This window comes from Pseudomonas sp. 203-8, from assembly GCF_020708595.1.
GTDB lineage: Bacteria > Pseudomonadota > Gammaproteobacteria > Pseudomonadales > Pseudomonadaceae > Pseudomonas > Pseudomonas aeruginosa.
Genome location: NZ_JAJFDF010000009.1, coordinates 20,664 through 39,967 on the forward strand (window position 1 = coordinate 20,664; position 19,304 = coordinate 39,967).

Annotated in this window: 20 protein-coding genes; 12 read left to right on the plus strand and 8 right to left on the minus strand. The window is 68.1% G+C overall.

The window, feature by feature from the left end; translation table 11 throughout:
* Positions 1 to 63: 63 nt before the first annotated feature.
* Together LJF27_RS20970 and LJF27_RS20975 are read left to right on the plus strand one after the other, a co-directional pair.
* Entirely contained in the window at positions 64 to 744 is a 681-nt protein-coding gene (locus LJF27_RS20970) for a response regulator (protein WP_003103570.1), read from the plus strand.
* The gene (locus LJF27_RS20975) at positions 741 to 2,063 is read left to right on the plus strand and encodes an ATP-binding protein (protein WP_003103567.1); all 1,323 of its coding nucleotides are present in this window, start codon (positions 741 to 743) and stop codon (positions 2,061 to 2,063) included. The genes LJF27_RS20970 and LJF27_RS20975 overlap by 4 nt, the downstream gene beginning before the upstream one ends.
* A 175-nt stretch (positions 2,064 to 2,238) precedes the next feature.
* Here LJF27_RS20975 and LJF27_RS20980 read toward each other — a convergent pair whose 3' ends face one another.
* The 4 genes from LJF27_RS20980 to LJF27_RS20995 form a co-directional block, all read right to left on the minus strand.
* Positions 2,239 to 3,114, minus strand: a complete 876-nt coding sequence (locus tag LJF27_RS20980) for a c-type cytochrome (RefSeq protein WP_003089801.1) — start codon at positions 3,112 to 3,114, stop codon at positions 2,239 to 2,241.
* A complete protein-coding gene (locus tag LJF27_RS20985; protein WP_003113296.1) occupies positions 3,111 to 3,764 on the minus strand; it encodes a c-type cytochrome in 654 nt (217 codons plus the stop codon). The genes LJF27_RS20980 and LJF27_RS20985 overlap by 4 nt, the downstream gene beginning before the upstream one ends.
* A 114-nt stretch (positions 3,765 to 3,878) precedes the next feature.
* Positions 3,879 to 4,880 carry an LLM class flavin-dependent oxidoreductase gene (locus tag LJF27_RS20990; protein WP_003089806.1) on the minus strand — a complete coding sequence of 334 codons (1,002 nt, stop codon included), beginning with the start codon at positions 4,878 to 4,880 and terminating at the stop codon, positions 3,879 to 3,881.
* 150 nt (positions 4,881 to 5,030) lie between these two features.
* The gene (locus LJF27_RS20995) at positions 5,031 to 5,645 is read right to left on the minus strand and encodes a TetR/AcrR family transcriptional regulator (RefSeq protein ID WP_003089808.1); all 615 of its coding nucleotides are present in this window, start codon (positions 5,643 to 5,645) and stop codon (positions 5,031 to 5,033) included.
* A 187-nt stretch (positions 5,646 to 5,832) separates the two neighbouring features.
* On the opposite strand from LJF27_RS20995, the gene LJF27_RS30465 reads away from it, so the two are divergent.
* Together LJF27_RS30465 and ptrC are read left to right on the plus strand one after the other, a co-directional pair.
* Complete coding sequence (locus LJF27_RS30465; protein ID WP_003116878.1) at positions 5,833 to 5,952, plus strand: PA2485 family small membrane protein; 120 nt, start codon at positions 5,833 to 5,835, stop codon at positions 5,950 to 5,952.
* A 16-nt stretch (positions 5,953 to 5,968) separates the two neighbouring features.
* Positions 5,969 to 6,163: a type III secretion system co-regulatory protein PtrC gene (gene ptrC / locus LJF27_RS21000; RefSeq protein WP_003089814.1), complete on the plus strand. Its 195-nt coding sequence runs from the start codon at positions 5,969 to 5,971 to the stop codon at positions 6,161 to 6,163.
* A gap of 25 nt (positions 6,164 to 6,188) precedes the next feature.
* Here ptrC and LJF27_RS21005 read toward each other — a convergent pair whose 3' ends face one another.
* Positions 6,189 to 6,461, minus strand: coding sequence for a hypothetical protein (locus LJF27_RS21005; protein ID WP_003089816.1), 273 nt, complete (start codon positions 6,459 to 6,461; stop codon positions 6,189 to 6,191).
* A gap of 97 nt (positions 6,462 to 6,558) precedes the next feature.
* Between LJF27_RS21005 and LJF27_RS21010 the strand changes: the two genes are divergently transcribed.
* The 3 genes from LJF27_RS21010 (at position 6,559) to LJF27_RS21020 (ending at position 8,620) form a co-directional block, all read left to right on the plus strand.
* Positions 6,559 to 7,323, plus strand: a complete 765-nt coding sequence (locus LJF27_RS21010) for an AraC family transcriptional regulator (protein WP_003116877.1) — start codon at positions 6,559 to 6,561, stop codon at positions 7,321 to 7,323.
* A 26-nt stretch (positions 7,324 to 7,349) separates the two neighbouring features.
* Complete coding sequence (locus tag LJF27_RS21015) at positions 7,350 to 8,165, plus strand: AraC family transcriptional regulator (protein ID WP_023116907.1); 816 nt, start codon at positions 7,350 to 7,352, stop codon at positions 8,163 to 8,165.
* 80 nt (positions 8,166 to 8,245) lie between these two features.
* The gene (locus LJF27_RS21020; RefSeq protein ID WP_003089825.1) at positions 8,246 to 8,620 is read left to right on the plus strand and encodes a cupin domain-containing protein; all 375 of its coding nucleotides are present in this window, start codon (positions 8,246 to 8,248) and stop codon (positions 8,618 to 8,620) included.
* A gap of 58 nt (positions 8,621 to 8,678) precedes the next feature.
* Here LJF27_RS21020 and mexS read toward each other — a convergent pair whose 3' ends face one another.
* Positions 8,679 to 9,698: an oxidoreductase MexS gene (gene mexS, locus LJF27_RS21025; protein ID WP_003103552.1), complete on the minus strand. Its 1,020-nt coding sequence runs from the start codon at positions 9,696 to 9,698 to the stop codon at positions 8,679 to 8,681.
* A gap of 220 nt (positions 9,699 to 9,918) precedes the next feature.
* On the opposite strand from mexS, the gene mexT reads away from it, so the two are divergent.
* From mexT to oprN, 4 genes are all read left to right on the plus strand, one after another.
* Positions 9,919 to 10,833 (plus strand): multidrug efflux system transcriptional regulator MexT, encoded by a 915-nt coding sequence (gene mexT / locus LJF27_RS21030; RefSeq protein ID WP_003089829.1) that lies wholly within the window; start codon positions 9,919 to 9,921, stop codon positions 10,831 to 10,833.
* Between the two features lie 230 nt (positions 10,834 to 11,063).
* On the plus strand, positions 11,064 to 12,308 hold the full coding sequence (mexE, locus tag LJF27_RS21035; protein ID WP_003103549.1) for a multidrug efflux RND transporter periplasmic adaptor subunit MexE: 1,245 nt from the start codon (positions 11,064 to 11,066) through the stop codon (positions 12,306 to 12,308).
* A gap of 21 nt (positions 12,309 to 12,329) precedes the next feature.
* A complete protein-coding gene (mexF, locus tag LJF27_RS21040) occupies positions 12,330 to 15,518 on the plus strand; it encodes a multidrug efflux RND transporter permease subunit MexF (RefSeq protein WP_003089834.1) in 3,189 nt (1,062 codons plus the stop codon).
* Complete coding sequence (gene oprN, locus LJF27_RS21045; RefSeq protein WP_003113303.1) at positions 15,515 to 16,933, plus strand: multidrug efflux RND transporter outer membrane subunit OprN; 1,419 nt, start codon at positions 15,515 to 15,517, stop codon at positions 16,931 to 16,933. Before mexF ends, oprN begins: the two co-directional genes overlap by 4 nt.
* Positions 16,934 to 17,087: 154 nt before the next feature.
* Here the strand turns inward: oprN and LJF27_RS21050 are convergent, their stop codons facing one another.
* Entirely contained in the window at positions 17,088 to 17,603 is a 516-nt protein-coding gene (locus tag LJF27_RS21050) for a DinB family protein (protein WP_003089838.1), read from the minus strand.
* A gap of 58 nt (positions 17,604 to 17,661) precedes the next feature.
* Positions 17,662 to 18,540, minus strand: a complete 879-nt coding sequence (locus LJF27_RS21055) for a LysR substrate-binding domain-containing protein (RefSeq protein WP_003116874.1) — start codon at positions 18,538 to 18,540, stop codon at positions 17,662 to 17,664.
* 127 nt (positions 18,541 to 18,667) lie between these two features.
* Here LJF27_RS21055 and LJF27_RS21060 point away from each other — a divergent pair, with 127 nt between their 5' ends.
* A complete protein-coding gene (locus LJF27_RS21060; protein ID WP_003109549.1) occupies positions 18,668 to 19,300 on the plus strand; it encodes an ankyrin repeat domain-containing protein in 633 nt (210 codons plus the stop codon).
* The last annotated feature ends 4 nt before the right edge of the window (positions 19,301 to 19,304 follow it).

Below are 19,304 nucleotides of genomic sequence, written 5' to 3' on the forward strand. Positions count from 1 at the left end.
GGGCATAATCCTGGCTTAATTCGCCCGCTTCAGACTCCTATCCCTTTAACCAGCGATACCGCCATGCATGTACTGCTCACCGAAGACGACGACCTGATCGCCAGCGGCATCGTCGCCGGCCTCAACGCCCAGGGCCTGACCGTGGACCGGGTGGCCAGCGCCGCCGATACCCAGGCGCTGCTCCAGGTGGCGCGCTTCGACGTGCTGGTCCTCGATCTCGGCCTGCCCGACGAGGACGGCCTGCGCCTGCTGCAACGCCTGCGCCAGCAGGGCGTCGACCTGCCGGTGCTGGTGCTGACCGCGCGCGACGCGGTGACCGACCGGGTCGCCGGGCTGCAGGCCGGCGCCGACGACTACCTGCTCAAGCCCTTCGACCTGCGCGAACTCGGCGCCCGCCTGCATACCTTGCAGCGGCGCTCCGCCGGGCGTTGCGTCAACGTCATCGAACACGGCCGCCTCAGCTACGATCCGAGCACCCGCGAAACCTGGCTCGACGGCCGCCCCGTGGAACTGTCGCGACGCGAACAGGCGCTGTTGCAGGCATTGCTCAACAACCGCGGGCGGATCCTCAGCGGCGAGCAGCTCAAGGACAGCGTCTATGGCTTCGGCGACGAGGTCGAGAGCAACGCCCTCAACGTCCACATCCATCACCTGCGGCGCAAGCTCGGCAACGCCATCGTGCAGACCGTGCGCGGCCTCGGCTACCGCCTCGGGCCGGCGCGCGGCGACGGAGACGACGCATGAGCCTGCGCCTGCGCCTGACCCTGATCCTCGGCTCGGCCTTCATCCTGCTCTGGTCGCTGGCCGCGGCCTGGATGCTCTGCGACCTGCGCGGGCAGATGATGCGCTCCTTCGACCAACGCCTGGCGGCCTCGGCGCGGATGGTTGCCGGCCTGCTCCAGCAGTTGCCGCAGCCGCAGCCGGCGGACGGCCAGACCACGCGCCTCAGCGCGGAGCAACTGGGAATTCCCAACGGCATGGCCTGCCAGGTCAGCTCACTGCGCGGCGAAGTCCTGGCGCAGAGCCATGCCACCCCGGAGCGGGCGCTGGACAGCACCGCCAGCGGCTTCCGCGACCAGGAAATCAACGGCGTGCTGTGGCGCAGCTTCACCGTGCAGGCCGGCGATCTGCGGGTCAGCACCGCCGACCGCCTGGAAGAGCGCGACGTGCTGCAACGCTCGGTGGTGGTGGCCGCCGCGGTGCCGGTGACGGTCGCCCTGCTCGGCAGCCTGGCCCTGCTCTGGCTCGGCGCCGGCCAGGGCCTGGCGCCGCTCAAGCGGATTCGCGACGCCCTCACCCGACGTGGCGCCGACTCGCTGGAGCCACTGGAGCTGGCGGCCCTGCCGAGCGAACTGAAGCCGCTGGTGGAAACCCAGAACCAGTTGTTCCAGCGCATCGCCCAGGCCATCGAACGCGAGCGACGCCTGACCGGCGATGCCGCCCACGAGCTGCGCAGCCCGCTGACCGCGATCAAGACCCACCTGCAGGTCGCGCGCATGACCGAGGGCGCTGCCGCCGAGCAGGCCCTGGCCCACGCCGAGGAAGGCGCCGACCGTCTGCACCGGACGCTGGACCAGCTGTTGCTGCTGGCGCGGGTGGAAGGCAGCCTGTCGTTCGACGACGGCGTGCAATGCAGCGCCGAGGACGCCGCCCGGGTAGCCATGCACGACGCCGGCCACGGCGACGTGCGGATGTTCGAGCTGAAGCTGGCCGACGGCTTGTCCGAGGCGCCGCTGGAAGTCCCCTCGGTGCTGGCCATCGCCGCGCTGCGCAACCTGCTGGACAACGCCCTGCGCCACACCGCCGCCGGCACCCGGGTGGAGCTGGCGGTGGAAACCGCGCAAGGCTGCGCGCGCTTCCACGTCCGCGACCACGGTCCGGGCATCGCCGAAACCGACCTGCCGCACCTCACCCGGCGTTTCTGGCGCCACGGCAAGAGCGGCGGCAGCGGGCTCGGCCTGGCCATCGTCCAGGCTATCGTGCAACGCTGCCAATGCCGGCTGGACTTCGACAGCCGCGCGGACGGCCTGCGGGTGACGCTGGAAATGCCGCTGCGCGAGTGATGCGCGGGCCCACCCGCCAACCGGCCCCCGTAGGGCGAATAGCCGCCCGCGGCTATCCGCCGGACCGAGGCCCAGGCATCGGCGGATAACGCCGTTGGCGTTATCCGCCCTACCCCCGCGCCGAGCTGCTTCCGCCGGACCGGGTCTCCGTCCTGCGGACGCCAGGCCACGAGGGTCAGATTCCCTGTCCCAGCAGCACGCCGTTGACCTTCTGTCCGTACAGGTTGACGCCGTCGTTGGCATGGAACTTCTGCCGCGTCTTCTCCACCGAACCGTCCACCAGGCGCGGGTCCTGCGGGCGCTCGTGGCTGTTCATGAAGGCGGCGACGTCCCAGGCGTCGCGGTCGCTGAGGGTACCGGGCTTGCCCAGCGGCATGTTGTACTTGATGAAGGAGGCCGCGGTGTTGATGCGGTGCATGCCCGCGCCCCAGTTGAAGGACTGCGCGCCCCACAGCGGTGGGAACACCGTCTGCCCCAGAGCCATCTGGCCCTGGCCGTCGGCGCCGTGGCAGATCGCGCACTGCGCGGCATAGACCTTGGCGCCGCGCTCGATGCTGTAGCCGCCTTCCGGCGGGGCCACGTCCGGATAGCCGCGTCCGGGCAGGCTGACCCCGGTCGGCGCCTGGCTCGCCAGCCAATAGGCGTAGACGGTCAGGGCCTTGATCTCCGGGCTGTCGGCCGCCGGCACCTTGCCGTTCATGCTGAACTGGAAACAGCCCTGCAGGCGCTCGGCGAACGTATTGACCTTGTTGTTCTTGGCGCGGAACGCCGGATAGACCGGATAGGCCGCCCACTGCGGCGCGGAGTTGGCCCGGCGGCCCTGGTCGAGATGGCAGTTGACGCAGTTGAGCTGGTTGCCGACCAGATGCGGCGCGTTCTTCCGGGTTTCCACGAACAACGCCTGGCCCTGGCGGACCATTTCGCCGAAGGCGTTGTCCGGGAGGCTGCTTTCCGCCGGCGGCTGGAACGGCTCCGAGGGCGCCGTTGCCGCGTGGACGGGAGCGACCAACAGGCCGGCGACGACCAGGGAAAGGATCGACGGCATGTTCATGGCTGGCCTCCTGCCTGACCGAGGGTGGCGAAGAACTGGCTGACGCTGCGGATCTCCTCTTCGCTGAGGGATTTGGCGATATGTCCCATCAGATCGTTCGGGTCGTTGCGGCGAGTGCCAAGCTGCCAGGCGCGCAACTGGTTGCTCAGGTACATCTCGCCCTGCCCCTGCAACGGCGGGAAGGCCTCCCCCACGCCGCTGCCGGCCGGACCGTGACAGGTCACGCACTCGGGAATGTTGCGCTCCCAGGCGCCACGCACCGCCAGAGTCTCGCCGGGGCTGCGCGGGGTGGCCACGCGCGACAGCTCCACCGGCTTGGGCGCCGGCATTGCCGCGAGGGTATTGGCGAGCGCCTGGATCTCGTCGTCGCCGAGAGCATCGGCTATGCCCTTCATCACCGGGTGCTCGCGACTGCCGCCCTGCTTGAGGTCGTGCAGCTGCTTGCTCAGGTAGGCGGCGGGAAGGCCCGCCAGGCGCGGAAAGCCGGCGGCGGCCAGGCCCATGCCATCGGCGCCGTGGCAGGTGACGCAGGCCGCGGCGGCCGGGTTGGCGCCGCCCTGGGTGTAGAGTTTCTGGCCGTCGACGGCGGCCTGGGCCGTCGCCGCCAGCAAGGCGGTCAATGAAAACAGCAGTCGGTGTGCAACCGGCATGGCAGGGTTCCTCTCTGGCTTATTGTTTTTAGTTCTAAGTTTAGAACCAAAAAACCTATCGCCGAAAGACCCTACCGCACGCAGGTCTACATCATTTTCCCTACAGGCCCCGGATCACGCCCCTTTCAGCCCCGCGACGATTTCGCAAGAGCGCAGCCGATGGGCGTGCTCGTAGAAGTCGCTGGTGAAGATAAGCTCGTCGGCGCCGGTCTGCTCCAGGAGGATCTCCAGACGCGCACGAACCTTCTCCGGACCGCCGATCACCGCCAGGCCGAAGAAGCTGCCGACCGCATCCTGCTCGTGGGGCAGCCACAACGGCGCCATACTTTCCACCGGCGGCTTCTGTTTCAGGCTCTCGCCGCGGATCAGCGCCAGCACGCGCTGGAAGGCGGTAGTGGCGAGGAACTCGGCCTCTTCGTCGGTAGGTGCGGCGATCAGCGGCACGCCGATCATCGCGTAGGGTTTGTCGAGTACCGCCGAGGGCTGGAAGTTGCTGCGGTAGATGCGCAGCGCCTCGTGCAGGTAACGCGGTGCGAAATGCGAAGCGAAGGCATAGGGCAAGCCTTTCTGCGCCGCCAGGTGAGCGCTGAACAGGCTCGAACCGAGTAGCCAGATCGGCACCTGGGTACCCTCGCCCGGCACCGCCAGCAGGCTCTGCTGGGAACGGCGCGGGCCGAGCAGCATTTCCAGCTCGGCGACCTGCTCGGGGAAGTCGTCGCCGTTGCCCAGGCGGTCGCGACGCAAGGCGCGCATGGTCGCCTGGTCGGCGCCGGGGGCGCGGCCAAGGCCGAGGTCGATGCGGCCCGGGTAGAGCGTCTCCAGGGTGCCGAAGTTTTCCGCCACCACCAGCGGCGCATGGTTCGGCAGCATCACCCCACCCGAGCCGACGCGGATCCGCGAGGTGCCGCCGGCGATATGGCCGATCAGCAGCGCGGTGGCGGAGCTGGCGATGCCATCCATGTTGTGGTGCTCGGCCAGCCAGAAACGGTTGAAGCCCAGGCGCTCCACATGGCGCGCCAGGTCCAGGGAGTTGTGCAGGGCTTCGGCCACGCTGCCGCCGGTGCGCACCGGCACCAGGTCGAGCATGGACAGGGGAATATCAGCAAGCGTTGTCATGAAAGCTCCAATCGGCAGCGGGCGATGGCCGGGGCGCGAGACACGCGCGGAAGGACCTCGCCCGGGGTTTGGATCAATTCTATATCACGCGTTATAGTTTTTGCCCACGGAGAATCCATGGGCTTTTTCCAGTCAAGGCGCGCTGTGGCGTCAGGCGGCCTCGACCGCCAGCAGGGAATCCCAGGCCGCCATCGCGCAGCGGCCGATGGCCAGCAACTGCTGGCGGCTGGCGCCGTCGCGGGCCTGGATCGACAGGCCCTGAAGCACGCTGCTGTAGAAACTGGTGAGCGCGTCGAGATCGGCTCCGGCCGGCACGTCGCCGTCGGCCACGCCTCGTGCGAAACGCTCGCGCAGCAGGCGCGCGGCGCGCCGCCGGTGATCGCGCAGGTAGTCTTCGACGCCTTTGTTGGCCGGCGAGAAATTGGTCGTGCTGAGGTCGACCAGGCAACCGCGCGGCTTGCCTTCCGTGGTGTAGCTGACGGCGGCGCTTTCCAGCAGCGCGGCGATCGACTCGCGCGCCGTCGGCAGGGCGAAGGCGCCCTTGGAAAGCTGGCATTCCTGGCTCAGGTAGAGTTCCACCGCCGAACGGAACAGCGCCTCCTTGGAACCATAGGCGGCATACATGCTCGGCGCGCAGATGCCACCCATGGCCTCCTTCAGCGCGGCCATGGTCGCGCCTTCGTAGCCGGCCTCCCAGAACACGTCGAGCGCCCGGCGCAATGCCTGTTCACGATCGAAGCCGCAGGGGCGTCCACGCTTGGCCATGGGAATTCCTGAGAAAAAAACACGTCATATGGTAACACCGGCGAACAGTCGCAAGGCTGGAGGGGGTCGCTTGATCCATCACCGCGCTCGATATACACCATGCAGGCTTTTTACTTCTGCCGGTTCTCCCGCTGGGCAAACATGCTCTCCAAGGGCAGACGCCCACCCTTCCTCAGGAGAACCGATCATGTCCAGCTTCAGCGCCCTCGCCAGCTACTTCGCCGCTTCCGCGTTCTACAGCAATGCAGTGACCCCTACTCGCCCGGTTCAGGCCAGCGCGCCCGCATCGACCAGCGAGAAGAAATGAGCCCAAGGAGGCATCCATGCTCTCAGCCCGCTCCCGCAAGGCCCCGACCTATGGCGTCACCTATGTGAGCCTCGAGGATTGCACCCTGCACTTCGAGACCGAGTACATCATCGAGCGCCGCGACGGCAGCCTCGCGCACATGCCGATGCGCACGCCGGTCAGTGAGCGCGAAGCCCTGCAACGCCTGATCGAAAGCTGCATCGACGACTGATACCTCCAGTGCCCGTGTGCCGCTCTCAGGAGCGGCCAGCGGCGTTTTCCCAATCCGCCACCAGCGTCCGCAGTCGCGCGTCGCGCAGTTCGAAGAGTTCCAGCAGCCCCAGTGCCCGGATCGCCGGCAGCAGGGCGCGCAGGTCTTCTTCAGCCTGCCGCCGTTGCGCCGCGGGCAGTTCCTCCTCAAGCAGCAGCCGGGCGTTGGCGATGAACGCGCCGACGCTGCCCTTGCGTATCTCCACGCCGCCCAGGCGGATGCGGTCCTGTCGGTCGGGAAGGATGTCTTCGGCTTTCATGGCGTGCTCCAGGCAAGAATGATGAGCCGCCAGGCTACATCCGCAGTCGAATGGCCTATTATCCATCCCGAGCCAATCATCGTCGCTTTTCCGCCAAATGCTTCCGGAACCCCTGCCCGTCCCGCTCTTCGCCCTGCGCATCGACCGCGCAGCCAGCCGCACGGCCTCCCACCGCCATGCCTGCGGCCAGCTCTACTGCCTGGAGCGCGGCCTTCTGGTGGTCGAGGACGAGCATGGCCGCCAGGCCCTGCCTCCGCGCCAGATCGCCTGGATCCCACCGGGTCACCCACACTCGGCGCACTCCCACGGCAGCCTGGCGGGCTGGAGCGCCTACCTCGCCGCCGAACACTGCCGCGACCTGCCCCGGCACCCCGGCGTGCTCGCCTGCTCGGCTTTCGTGGCGCTGATCGTCGAACGCGCCACCCGCTGGCCGACCGGCTCCGCCTGGAGCACCGAACGCGAGAACCTGCTGCGCGTGCTGCTGGACGAACTGCGCCACGCCGTGCCCCAGCGGACCCGCCTGCCCTATCCGGGGGATTCGCGCCTGCGCAGGATCGCCGAGGCATTGCTGACCAACCCCGGCGATCCGCGGCCGGCGGCCGAATGGGCACGCTGGGCGGGCCTCAGCAGCCGTAGCCTGAGCCGGCTGTTCGGCGCCGAGACCGGTATGAGCTTCGCGCAATGGCGGCAACTGGCGCGACTGCACGCGGCCGTCGAACGGCTGGCAGCGGGCCAGGCGGTCGGCGAGGTCGCCTGGTCGCTCGGCTACGAAAGCCCGAGCAGCTTCGCCAGTGCCTTCCGCACAGTATTCGGCGAGACGCCGTCCGGCTATTCCAGTCGCGCCAACGAAGCGCTAGCCTGAACCTTCCGCGCCACGAGCCTTTCCCCATGAGCCACGCCAATACGCCCCGCGACTGGGTTCGACGCGCCCCGCAACACGGTGCGGTGGAACGCATCGAGGCTTACTTCGCCGGCCACGGCTACGATCCGCATCGCCACGACACCTATGCCATCGGCCAGACCCTGGCCGGGGTGCAGAGCTTCCGCTATCGCCGCAGCCAGCGCCACAGCCTGCCGGGCGGCTGCCTGGTGCTGCATCCCGACGAGCTGCACGACGGCGAGGCCGGCAGCCAGGAAGGGTTCCGCTACCGGATGCTCTACGTCGAGCCGGCGCTGATCCAGCAGGCCCTCGGCGGCCGGCCGCTGCCGTTCGTGCGCGGGTGCTTGTCCGACGACCCGCGCCTGATCGCCGCCAGCCGGGCCCTGCTACAGGCCATGGATACCCCGCTGGAGCCGCTGGAAGAACAGGACGCCCTGTTCGAACTGGCCCACGCCCTCGACGCCGTGGCCGGCAACCGGGCGCGCGGCAGGCGCCACTTCGACTTCGTCGCCGCCGAGCGCGCCCGGCAGTACATCCACGCGCACCTGGAGCGCCCGCTGGGCCTCGACGAACTGGCGCAGGTCGCCCAGCGCGAACGCTGGAGCCTGTCGCGCGATTTCCGCGCGCTGTTCGGCACCAGCCCCTACCGCTACCTGATCCAGCGCCGGCTGGACATCGCCCGCCGGCTGATGCTCGGCGGCCAGACGCTGGCCGAAGCCGCGCTTGCCGCCGGTTTCGCCGACCAGAGCCACATGACCCGCCATTTCGGCCAGAGCTACGGCCTGCCGCCGGCACGCTGGCTGCGTATGCTCGGCCGCGCCTAGCCAGGTTGCACGATCATCCAAGACCGCCCGCTCCGTAGCCGCCTACCCTGGCGCCAGAGACCAACCACCGGAGCGCACCGATGTCCACCAGCACAACCCAAGCGATCAACTTCGCCGCCAAGCTCGCCCTGTTCGACGACCGCTGGCAACCCAGGGTGATCGCCCAGATGAACGACTACCAGTTCAAGCTGGTGAAGATCGAAGGCGACTTCGTCTGGCACAGCCACGCCGACACCGACGAGACCTTCATCGTCCTCGCCGGTCGCCTGCGCATCGATTTCCGCGACGGCGCGGTGCACCTGGGCCCCGGCGAGATGTATGTGGTGCCGCGCGGCGTGGAGCACAAGCCGTTCGCCGAGGGCGAGGTGCGCATGCTCCTGGTGGAGCCCTGCGGCGTGCGCAACACCGGCGACCAGGGCGGCGAGCGGACGGCCGTCAACGATCTGTGGATCTGAAACCGCGCCCACGAAAAAGCCCGGCTCGCTGGCCGGGCTCTTTCGCTGCGGGTCGTCCTCAATCGGCGACGTGGATCACCACCCGGCCACGCTTCGGACAGGTTTCCATGTAGCGATGCGCCTCGACCACCTGGTCGAACTCGAATACCCGGTCGACCACCGGTTTGAGCAGGCGATCGCGGGTCAGTTGCTCGATGTGCGCGAGGGCCTTGCTCACCGACTCGTCGTTGCGTTCCAGGCCCATCTCCGGATGACCGGTGAAATCCATCAGGCAGTGGCGGTAGAACTGCAGGTGCTTCTTGAACGCGGCGCAGGCCGGGAACGCCGACTCGTTGCCGCCGTTGCAGCCATACAGCACCAGCTTGCCGCGGGTGGCGGAGACATCGCCGAGCAGGGTCATCTGCGGGCCGCCCAATTCGTCGAGGATGACATTGACGCCCTTGCCCTCGGTGAAGCGCTCGACTTCCAGGACCAGGTCCTGCTCGTCGGTCACCACCACCTTGTCGGCGCCCTGCTCGCGGAGGAACTCGCGCTCCTCGGCGGACTTGGTGGAAGCGATCACCCGCGCGCCGAGAGCCTTGGCCAACTGGATCGAGACCGGTCCGTACATGCGCGCCGCCTCGGTGATCAGCACGGTCTGCCCGGCCTTCAACCCGGCCAGGTCGACCAGGCCGAAATAGGCCACCAGCAGGCCGGTGTAGTAGACGCTGGCCTCCACCGGGGTGAGTACCTCGGGGTAGACCGCCAGGGCCGCGCGTGGCATCAGCACCACGTCGCCATAGGCCGGATAATGATCGGGGGTATGGGCGGGGAAACTGGCCACGCGGGAACCCAGCGGCAGGTCGCCGACGCCGGCGCCGACCGCCAGCACCTCGCCGGCCAGTTCGAAGCCGAGACCGGACGGCAGCGCAGCCTGCTCCGGGGCCAGGTTCTGACGCCAGAGCACATCCTTCCAGCTCACGCCGATCGCCTGGACACGCACCAGGACTTCCCCTGCGGCCGGCGCCGGGGTCGGCAGCTCTTCGCATTTGAGGACCTCTGGCGGGCCAAACTGATGAAAACGGATCACTCGGGACATCGCAAACCTCTGCAGTGCATCACGGGGTGAATAACCTCATGGGTTGTGACTGTATCCGCCCATGCCTGACAAAACCACCCGTCGTTATTGATAATGGCTATGCCTGTCAGTGATCCTATGCCCCTCCGGCACCTCGCCAGGCCCCGCCCCGTCTCGCACGCAAGGCTTGACGGCGAGCCCCCGCGGTTGCAGCCTCTAGCCCCTGGAAACGAGGAACGCCATGAACCGAAACGACCTGCGCCGCGTCGATCTGAACCTGCTGATCGTGTTCGAGACCCTGATGCACGAACGCAGCGTGACCCGCGCCGCAGAGAAACTGTTCCTCGGCCAGCCGGCCATCAGCGCCGCGCTGTCGCGCCTGCGCACGCTGTTCGACGACCCGCTGTTCGTCCGTACCGGACGCAGCATGGAGCCCACCGCGCGAGCCCAGGAAATCTTCGCCCACCTGTCGCCGGCGCTGGATTCCATCTCCACCGCCATGAGTCGCGCCAGCGAGTTCGATCCGGCGACCAGCACCGCGGTGTTCCGCATCGGCCTTTCCGACGACGTCGAGTTCGGCCTGTTGCCGCCCCTGCTCCGCCGCCTGCGCGCGGAGGCGCCGGGGATCGTCCTCGTCGTGCGCCGCGCCAACTATCTATTGATGCCGAACCTGCTGGCCTCGGGGGAGATCTCGGTGGGCGTCAGCTACACCGACGAACTGCCGGCCAACGCCAAGCGCAAGACCGTGCGCCGCAGCAAGCCGAAGATCCTCCGCGCCGACTCCGCGCCCGGCCAGCTGACCCTCGACGACTACTGCGCGCGACCGCACGCGCTGGTGTCCTTCGCCGGCGACCTCAGCGGCTTCGTCGACGAGGAGCTGGAAAAATTCGGCCGCAAACGCAAGGTGGTCCTGGCGGTGCCGCAGTTCAACGGCCTCGGCACCCTCCTGGCCGGCACCGACATCATCGCCACCGTGCCCGACTACGCCGCCCAGGCGCTGATCGCCGCCGGCGGCCTACGCGCCGAGGACCCACCGTTCGAGACCCGCGCCTTCGAACTGTCGATGGCTTGGCGCGGCGCCCAGGACAACGATCCGGCCGAACGCTGGCTGCGCTCGCGGATCAGCATGTTCATCGGCGATCCGGACAGTCTCTGAGCCCTCCGGCAGCTACCCGCACGAGGCGTCGCAACGGGAAAATCGATCGCGCGCCGCGGGTGTGCGGCTTATTCCATCGAAAGCACTGTCCATAACCATCGACTGTTACAGAAAACGAAAAACCATGTATCACTGTTCGTGATAATCAAAATCTCGTCGTTCGATTAGTTCCCTGCCGGAGCAGCCCGCAGACTTCGCCAATCCCGAAAAACCGACTGGCGGAGTCAAGCATGGAACAGTCATCCCACTTCTCCTGGCGCTACCCCCTCGCACTCGCGGCCGTACTGGTCCTGAGCGCCTGCGGCAAGGCCCCGGAAACCACCCAAGGCATGGCGGCGCCCAAGGTCAGCGTCGCCGAAGTCATCGAACAACCGCTGAACGAGTGGGACGAATTCACCGGCCGCCTGGAGGCCCCGGAGTCGGTGGAGCTGCGCCCGCGGGTGTCGGGCTACATCGACCGCGTGGCCTTCCATGAAGGCGCACTGGTGAAGAAAGGCGACCTGCTGTTCCAGATCGACCCGCGCCCGTTCGAGGCCGAGGTCAAGCGCCTCGAAGCCCAGCTGCAACAGGCCCGCGCGGCCCAGGCGCGGAGCGTCAACGAAGCCCAGCGCGGCGAACGCCTGCGCGCCAGCAACGCGATCTCCGCGGAACTCGCCGACGCCCGCACCACCGCCGCCCAGGAAGCCAAGGCGGCGGTCGCCGCGACCCAGGCGCAACTGGACGCGGCGCGCCTGAACCTGAGCTTCACCCGGATCACCGCGCCGATCGACGGTCGCGTCAGCCGCGCCGAGGTCACCGCCGGCAACCTGGTCAACTCCGGGGAGACCCTGCTCACCACCCTGGTCAGCACCGACAAGGTCTACGCCTACTTCGACGCCGACGAGCGCGTGTTCCTCAAGTACGTCGAGCTGGCCCGCCAGGCCGGTCGCGACACGCGCAGCGAGAGCCCGGTGTACCTCGGCCTGAGCAGCGAGGACGGCAACCCGCACCTGGGCCGGCTGGACTTCCTCGACAACCAGGTCAACCCGCGTACCGGCACCATCCGCGGCCGCGCCGTGTTCGACAACGCCAAGGGCGAGTTCACCCCGGGCCTCTACGTGCGCCTGAAGCTGGTCGGCAGCAAGACCTACGCCGCCACCCTGATCAAGGACGAAGCGGTCGGCACCGACCTGGGCAAGAAGTTCGTGCTGGTCCTGGATGGCGACAACAAGACCGTCTACCGCACCGTCGAGATGGGACCGAAGCTGGAGGGCCTGCGCATCGTCCGCAGCGGCCTGAGCAAGGGCGACCGGATCGTCGTGAATGGCCTGCAGCGGGTCCGCCCGGGCATGCAGGTGGATCCGCAGAAGGTCGAGATGGCCAGCGCCGACACCCTGGCCACCCTCGCGCGCCTGCGGCAGTCGGTCGGCGACAGCGAACCACCGAAGGTGGCGGCGTCCAAGGACAACGCCACTCGCAACGAGCCGCGCGGCTGAGCGCGGCGATAGGAAGAACCGATGAATTTCTCCCAATTCTTCATCCAGCGGCCGATCTTCGCCGCGGTGCTGTCGCTACTGATCCTGATTGGCGGCGCCATCTCCCTGTTCCAGCTACCCATCAGCGAATACCCGGAAGTGGTGCCGCCGACCGTCGTGGTCCGCGCCAACTTCCCCGGCGCCAACCCGAAAGTCATCGGCGAGACCGTCGCCTCTCCCCTTGAACAGGCGATCACCGGGGTGGAGAACATGCTCTACATGTCCTCCCAGTCGACCTCCGACGGCAAGCTGACCCTGACCATCACCTTCGCCCTCGGCACCGACCTGGACAACGCCCAGGTGCAGGTGCAGAACCGCGTCACCCGGACCGAGCCGAAGCTCCCGGAAGAAGTGACCCGGCTCGGCATCACCGTCGACAAGGCCTCGCCCGACCTGACCATGGTCGTGCACCTGACCTCGCCGGATAACCGCTACGACATGCTCTACCTGTCGAACTACGCGGTGCTCAACGTGAAGGACGAACTGGCCCGCCTCGACGGCGTCGGCGACGTCCAGTTGTTCGGCCTCGGCGACTATTCGCTGCGCGTCTGGCTGGACCCGAACAAGGTCGCCTCGCGCAACCTCACCGCCACCGACGTGGTCAACGCCATCCGCGAGCAGAACCGCCAGGTCGCCGCCGGCACCCTGGGCGCGCCGCCGGCGCCGAGCGATACCAGCTTCCAGTTGTCGATCAACACCCAGGGTCGCCTGGTCACCGAGGAAGAGTTCGAGAACATCATCATCCGCGCCGGCGCCAACGGCGAGATCACCCGTCTGCGCGACATCGCCCGGGTCGAGCTGGGCTCCAACCAGTACGCCCTGCGTTCGCTGCTGAACAACAAGCCGGCGGTGGCGATCCCGATCTTCCAGCGTCCCGGCTCGAACGCCATCGAGATCTCCAACCTGGTGCGGGAGAAGATGGCCGAGCTGAAGCACAGCTTCCCGCAAGGCATGGACTACTCCATCGTCTACGACCCGACCATCTTCGTCCGCGGCTCCATCGAGGCGGTGGTGCACACCCTGTTCGAAGCCCTGGTGCTGGTGGTGCTGGTGGTGATCCTGTTCCTGCAGACCTGGCGCGCCTCGATCATCCCGCTGGCCGCGGTGCCGGTGTCGCTGATCGGCACCTTCGCGGTGATGCACATGCTCGGCTTCTCGCTCAACGCGCTGTCGCTGTTCGGCCTGGTACTGGCCATCGGCATCGTGGTGGACGACGCCATCGTGGTGGTGGAGAACGTCGAGCGCAACATCGGCCTCGGCCTCAAGCCGGTGGAAGCCACCAAGCGTGCCATGCGCGAGGTGACCGGGCCGATCATCGCCACGGCGCTGGTGCTCTGCGCGGTGTTCATCCCGACCGCGTTCATCTCCGGCCTCACCGGGCAGTTCTACCGCCAGTTCGCCCTGACCATCGCGATCTCCACGGTGATCTCGGCGTTCAACTCGCTGACCCTGTCGCCAGCGCTGGCGGCGGTCCTGCTCAAGGGCCACCACGAGCCGAAGGACCGCTTCTCGGTGTTCCTCGACAAGCTCCTCGGCAGTTGGCTGTTCCGTCCGTTCAACCGTTTCTTCGACCGCGCCAGCCATGGCTACGTCGGCACGGTGAACCGGGTCCTGCGCGGCAGTTCGATCGCCCTGCTGGTCTACGGCGGACTGATGGTGCTGACCTACTTCGGCTTCTCCAGCACGCCGACCGGTTTCGTCCCGCAGCAGGACAAGCAGTACCTGGTGGCCTTCGCCCAGTTGCCCGACGCGGCCAGCCTGGACCGTACCGAGGCGGTGATCAAGCAGATGTCCGAGATCGCCCTGGCGCAGCCCGGCGTGGCAGACTCGGTGGCCTTCCCCGGCCTGTCGATCAACGGCTTCACCAACAGCCCGAACAGCGGCATCGTGTTCACCCCGCTGAAGCCGTTCGACGAGCGCAAGGACCCGAGCCAGTCGGCCGGGGCCATCGCCGCCGCGCTGAACGCCAAGTACGCCGACATCCAGGACGCCTACATCGCGATCTTCCCGCCGCCGCCGGTACAGGGGCTGGGGACCATCGGCGGCTTCCGCCTGCAGATCGAGGACCGTGGCAACCAGGGCTACGAGGAGCTGTTCAAGCAGACCCAGAACATCATCACCAAGGCCCGTGCGCTGCCTGAGCTGGAACCCAGCTCGGTGTTCTCCAGCTACCAGGTCAACGTGCCGCAGATCGACGCCGACATCGACCGCGAGAAGGCCAAGACCCACGGCGTGGCGATCAGCGACATCTTCGACACCCTGCAGGTCTACCTCGGCTCGCTGTACGCGAACGACTTCAACCGCTTCGGCCGTACCTATCAGGTCAACGTCCAGGCCGAGCAGCAGTTCCGCCTCGAACCCGAGCAGATCGGCCAGTTGAAGGTGCGCAACAACCTCGGCGAGATGGTCCCGCTGGCGTCCTTCATCAAGGTCAGCGACACCTCCGGTCCGGACCGTGTGATGCACTACAACGGCTTCATCACCGCCGAACTCAACGGCGCCCCGGCCGCGGGCTACAGCTCCGGCCAGGCGCAGGCGGCGATCGAGAAGCTGCTGAAGGAGGAACTGCCCAACGGCATGACCTACGAGTGGACCGAGCTGACCTACCAGCAGATCCTCGCCGGCAATACCGCGCTGTTCGTCTTCCCGCTCTGCGTGCTGCTGGCCTTCCTCGTGCTGGCCGCCCAGTACGAGAGCTGGAGCCTGCCGCTGGCGGTGATCCTGATCGTGCCGATGACCCTGCTGTCGGCGATCACCGGGGTGATCCTGGCCGGCAGCGACAACAACATCTTTACCCAGATCGGCCTGATCGTTCTGGTGGGGCTGGCGTGCAAGAACGCGATCCTGATCGTCGAGTTCGCCAAGGACAAGCAGGAGGAAGGCATGGACCGCGTCGCCGCGGTGCTGGAAGCCTGCCGCCTGCGCCTGCGGCCGATCCTGATGACGTCCATCGCCTTCATCATGGGCGTGGTGCCGCTGGTGATCTCCACCGGCGCCGGCGCCGAGATGCGCCATGCGATGGGCGTGGCGGTGTTCTCCGGGATGATCGGGGTGACCTTCTTCGGCCTGCTGCTGACGCCGGTGTTCTACGTCCTCATCCGCCGCTTCGTGGAGAACCGCGAAGCGCGCCGCGCCGCCAACGACAAAGGCCTGCCAGAGGTGCATGCATGATTCACGCGCAGTCGATCCGGAGCGGGCTCGCGTCCGCCCTGGGTCTGTTCAGTCTGCTGGCGCTCAGCGCCTGCACGGTGGGTCCGGACTACCGGACCCCCGACACCGCGGCGGCGAAGATCGACGCCACGGCGAGCAAGCCCTACGACCGCAGCCGCTTCGAAAGCCTGTGGTGGAAACAGTTCGACGATCCGACCCTGAACCAGTTGGTCGAACAGTCGCTGAGCGGCAACCGCGACCTGCGCGTGGCCTTCGCCCGCCTGCGCGCCGCCCGCGCCCTGCGCGACGACGTGGCCAACGATCGCTTCCCGGTGGTCACCAGCCGCGCCAGCGCCGACATCGGCAAGGGCCAGCAACCGGGAGTGACCGAGGACCGGGTCAACAGCGAGCGCTACGACCTTGGCCTGGATAGCGCCTGGGAGCTTGACCTGTTCGGGCGCATCCGCCGTCAGCTGGAGTCCAGCGACGCCCTCAGCGAAGCAGCCGAGGCCGACCTGCAGCAACTGCAGGTCAGCCTGATCGCCGAGCTGGTGGACGCCTACGGCCAACTGCGCGGCGCGCAACTGCGCGAGAAGATTGCCCTGAGCAACCTGGAGAACCAGAAGGAGTCGCGCCAGCTCACCGAGCAACTGCGCGACGCCGGGGTCGGTGCCGAACTCGACGTACTGCGCGCCGATGCGCGCCTGGCGGCCACCGCCGCCAGCGTGCCGCAACTGCAGGCGGAAGCCGAGCGCGCCAGGCACCGTATCGCCACCCTCCTCGGCCAACGGCCGGAAGAGTTGACAGTGGACCTTTCGCCGCGCGACCTGCCGGCGATCACCAAGGCCCTGCCGATCGGCGATCCCGGCGAACTGCTGCGCCGCCGGCCGGACATCCGCGCCGCCGAACGGCGCCTGGCCGCCAGCACCGCCGACGTCGGCGTGGCCACCGCCGACCTGTTCCCGCGGGTCAGCCTCAGCGGCTTCCTCGGCTTCACCGCCGGGCGGGGCTCGCAGATCGGCTCAAGCGCCGCCCGCGCCTGGAGCGTCGGCCCGAGCATCAGTTGGGCCGCCTTCGACCTCGGCAGCGTGCGTGCCCGCCTGCGCGGCGCCAAGGCCGACGCCGACGCCGCGCTGGCCAGCTACGAACAGCAGGTGCTGCTGGCCCTGGAAGAATCGGCGAATGCCTTCAGCGACTATGGCAAGCGCCAGGAGCGCCTGGTCTCGCTGGTCCGCCAGTCGGAAGCCAGCCGCGCCGCCGCGCAACAGGCGGCGATCCGCTACCGCGAAGGCACCACCGATTTCCTGGTGCTGCTGGACGCCGAACGCGAGCAACTCTCCGCCGAAGATGCCCAGGCCCAGGCCGAGGTCGAGCTGTACCGCGGCATCGTGGCGATCTACCGCTCCCTCGGCGGTGGCTGGCAACCCAGCGCCTGAACCGGCTATCCCCCGGCCGATGGAAATCGGCCACTCCAGCCCCGCGATTGCAGCTCCTGGTCGCGGGGCTTTTTTATGCGCAGCGCGGGGGCTCGGTCGAGCCCCACGTCGTTTCTCGGCGATGGCGTAGAGGCTCGGCGGGCATTGCCGCGGGCTATTCCCGCCGCTCCGGCTGCGCGGAGTGGATATACAGGGTGTAGGTATCCGCCGGCCGGGGCGCGCCCGCCAGGTCGAGGGCATGACCGATGGCGCCGCGATGGTAGGTGCCATGGTTGACGATATGGAAGAGGATCTCCTGGCGCGTCATGCCGCCGTCGCGGCCATCGGCGAAGCGGAAGCGCAGCCATTCGCCGCGACGCTCCAGCGGCAGCTCGGCGACATAGCCGGCGAACCAGGCGGCCGAATCCTCCAGCCGGCGACGCAGGACGTCGTAGCCAGGCACCACCTCGCTGTTGGTCTGTTGGTGGGGCGCCGGCTCGCCCAGCAGGCGCGCCCTGAACAGTTCCTCGACGATCGCCATGTGATTGAGCTGTTGCAAGGCGAAGGCCAGCGAGGCCGGGAACGCCTCGGCGTCGATCCGGGCGATGGCATCGAGGGTGCGGCGGTCGGACCAGGCCTTGTAATTGAAGGACTCGACCAGCAGGTCGACTTGCAGGGTGGGTCGGGACATGTGGCGGGCTTCCGTGTCCATTCGCTGAGGGAGCCGGATCATAGCCCGGAGACAGCGCTCAGCGCTCGCCCTGCAACCCTTCCAGGCGTGCATCGCAGAGGTCGCGCAGGCGGTCGCGGAGGGTGCGCCCGGCGCTGTCCAGCTCGGGCCGCGCGTAGAGCGCCAGCTCCAGGCCAGCGATGGGCGGGAAGCCGGACTGCGCGCCAAGCAGGCGATGCTCGGGCCCGACGCAGCCCAGCGGCAGCAGGCTGACCCCCAGTCCGGCGCCGACCGCGGCCACCAGGCTGGCCAGGCTGGCGCTGGAATAGCCGATGCGCCAGCGACGCCCGATGCTCTCCAGGGCATGGATCATCTCCTGGCGATACAGCGCGCCGACCGGGAACACCACCAGCGGCACCGGCTCCTCCGGCGAACCCTCGCCGAACGGCCGCGCGGCGCTGCCGAACCAGCCCAGCGGCTCGGCCCAGCGTGCATGGCAGTCGCTGTCGGCCCCCCACTGCTTGACCAGCAGCAGGTCCAGCTCGCCGCTGCGATAGAGGCGCAGCAGGTGATGGCTGAGACCGCTCTCGACCTCCAGGCGCAGTCGCGGACGCTCTTCGGTGAAGCGCGTCAGCACCGGCATCAGCACTTCGCCGGCGAGGTCTTCCGGCACGCCGAGGCGCAGCACGCCGTCGCCATGGGCCGGGCTGAGGGCCTCGCTGGCCTCGTCCGAGAGCCGCAGCAGGCGCCGCGCGTAGCCAAGCAGACGCTCGCCTTCCTCGGTCGGCAAAACCTGCCGCTGGCTGCGGTCGAGCAGGCGGCAACCGAGGTTCTGTTCGAGGCGGATGACCTGCTGGCTGACGGTGGACTGGGTCAGATGCAGGTGTTCGCCGGCGCGGGTGAAGTTGCCGGTGTCGACAACGCTGACGAAGGTACGGAGCAGGACCAGATCGAGCATGCACACTCCCACTGAAAGGCATTACATCATTTAATTTCAGCATACATGACATCGACGCCATACTTTTCGCCAACGCCTATCGGAGCCCATCGACATGTCCCTGGCCAATCTATGCAGGAGCGGAGCCATGCTGGTCTGCGCAGCATTCAGCGGAGGCGCCGGCGCGAGCGACGCCGGAGCATTGCTCGAAGCCGCGCGTCGCGGCGATACCGCGCAGGTCGCCAGCCTGCTCGAACGCAAGGTCGAGGTCGACGCGCCCAGCGCCGACGGTAGCACCCCGCTGCTGCTGGCCACCGCCAACGACCACCTGGCGGTGGCGCGCCAGTTGATCGAGGCCGGCGCCGACGTCAACCGGCAGAACAGCCGGCTCGACAGCCCGTATCTGCTGGCCGGCGCCGAGGGCCGCCTGGAAATCCTGCGCCTGACCCTGCTCCACGGCGCCGACCTGAAGAGTACCAACCGCTATGGCGGCACCGCGCTGATCCCGGCCTGCGAACGCGGCCATGTGGAAGTGGTGAAGACGCTGCTGCAAGCCGGGGTCGATCCCAACCATGTCAACAAGCTCGGCTGGACCGGGCTGCTCGAGGCGATCCTGCTGAGTGACGGTGGTCCGCGCCACCAGGAGATCGTGCGCCTGCTGATCGACGCCGGCGCCGACGTCAACCTGGCCGATGCCGACGGCGTCAGCCCGCTGGCCCACGCCCGCCAGCGCGGCCAGGGCGGGATCGAGCGGCTGCTGCTGGCCGCCGGCGCCCAATGAAAGC

Bases quoted from the DNA above. Each gene is read 5' to 3' on its own strand.
- LJF27_RS20970 (WP_003103570.1), top strand. From the start codon at position 64: ATGCATGTACTGCTCACCGAAGACGACGACCTGATCGCCAGCGGCATC.
- LJF27_RS20975 (WP_003103567.1), top strand. From the start codon at position 741: ATGAGCCTGCGCCTGCGCCTGACCCTGATCCTCGGCTCGGCCTTCATC.
- LJF27_RS20980 (WP_003089801.1), bottom strand. From the start codon at position 3,114: ATGAACATGCCGTCGATCCTTTCCCTGGTCGTCGCCGGCCTGTTGGTC.
- LJF27_RS20985 (WP_003113296.1), bottom strand. From the start codon at position 3,764: ATGCCGGTTGCACACCGACTGCTGTTTTCATTGACCGCCTTGCTGGCG.
- LJF27_RS20990 (WP_003089806.1), bottom strand. From the start codon at position 4,880: ATGACAACGCTTGCTGATATTCCCCTGTCCATGCTCGACCTGGTGCCG.
- LJF27_RS20995 (WP_003089808.1), bottom strand. From the start codon at position 5,645: ATGGCCAAGCGTGGACGCCCCTGCGGCTTCGATCGTGAACAGGCATTG.
- LJF27_RS30465 (WP_003116878.1), top strand. From the start codon at position 5,833: ATGTCCAGCTTCAGCGCCCTCGCCAGCTACTTCGCCGCTTCCGCGTTC.
- ptrC (WP_003089814.1), top strand. From the start codon at position 5,969: ATGCTCTCAGCCCGCTCCCGCAAGGCCCCGACCTATGGCGTCACCTAT.
- LJF27_RS21005 (WP_003089816.1), bottom strand. From the start codon at position 6,461: ATGAAAGCCGAAGACATCCTTCCCGACCGACAGGACCGCATCCGCCTG.
- LJF27_RS21010 (WP_003116877.1), top strand. From the start codon at position 6,559: ATGCTTCCGGAACCCCTGCCCGTCCCGCTCTTCGCCCTGCGCATCGAC.
- LJF27_RS21015 (WP_023116907.1), top strand. From the start codon at position 7,350: ATGAGCCACGCCAATACGCCCCGCGACTGGGTTCGACGCGCCCCGCAA.
- LJF27_RS21020 (WP_003089825.1), top strand. From the start codon at position 8,246: ATGTCCACCAGCACAACCCAAGCGATCAACTTCGCCGCCAAGCTCGCC.
- mexS (WP_003103552.1), bottom strand. From the start codon at position 9,698: ATGTCCCGAGTGATCCGTTTTCATCAGTTTGGCCCGCCAGAGGTCCTC.
- mexT (WP_003089829.1), top strand. From the start codon at position 9,919: ATGAACCGAAACGACCTGCGCCGCGTCGATCTGAACCTGCTGATCGTG.
- mexE (WP_003103549.1), top strand. From the start codon at position 11,064: ATGGAACAGTCATCCCACTTCTCCTGGCGCTACCCCCTCGCACTCGCG.
- mexF (WP_003089834.1), top strand. From the start codon at position 12,330: ATGAATTTCTCCCAATTCTTCATCCAGCGGCCGATCTTCGCCGCGGTG.
- oprN (WP_003113303.1), top strand. From the start codon at position 15,515: ATGATTCACGCGCAGTCGATCCGGAGCGGGCTCGCGTCCGCCCTGGGT.
- LJF27_RS21050 (WP_003089838.1), bottom strand. From the start codon at position 17,603: ATGTCCCGACCCACCCTGCAAGTCGACCTGCTGGTCGAGTCCTTCAAT.
- LJF27_RS21055 (WP_003116874.1), bottom strand. From the start codon at position 18,540: ATGCTCGATCTGGTCCTGCTCCGTACCTTCGTCAGCGTTGTCGACACC.
- LJF27_RS21060 (WP_003109549.1), top strand. From the start codon at position 18,668: ATGCTGGTCTGCGCAGCATTCAGCGGAGGCGCCGGCGCGAGCGACGCC.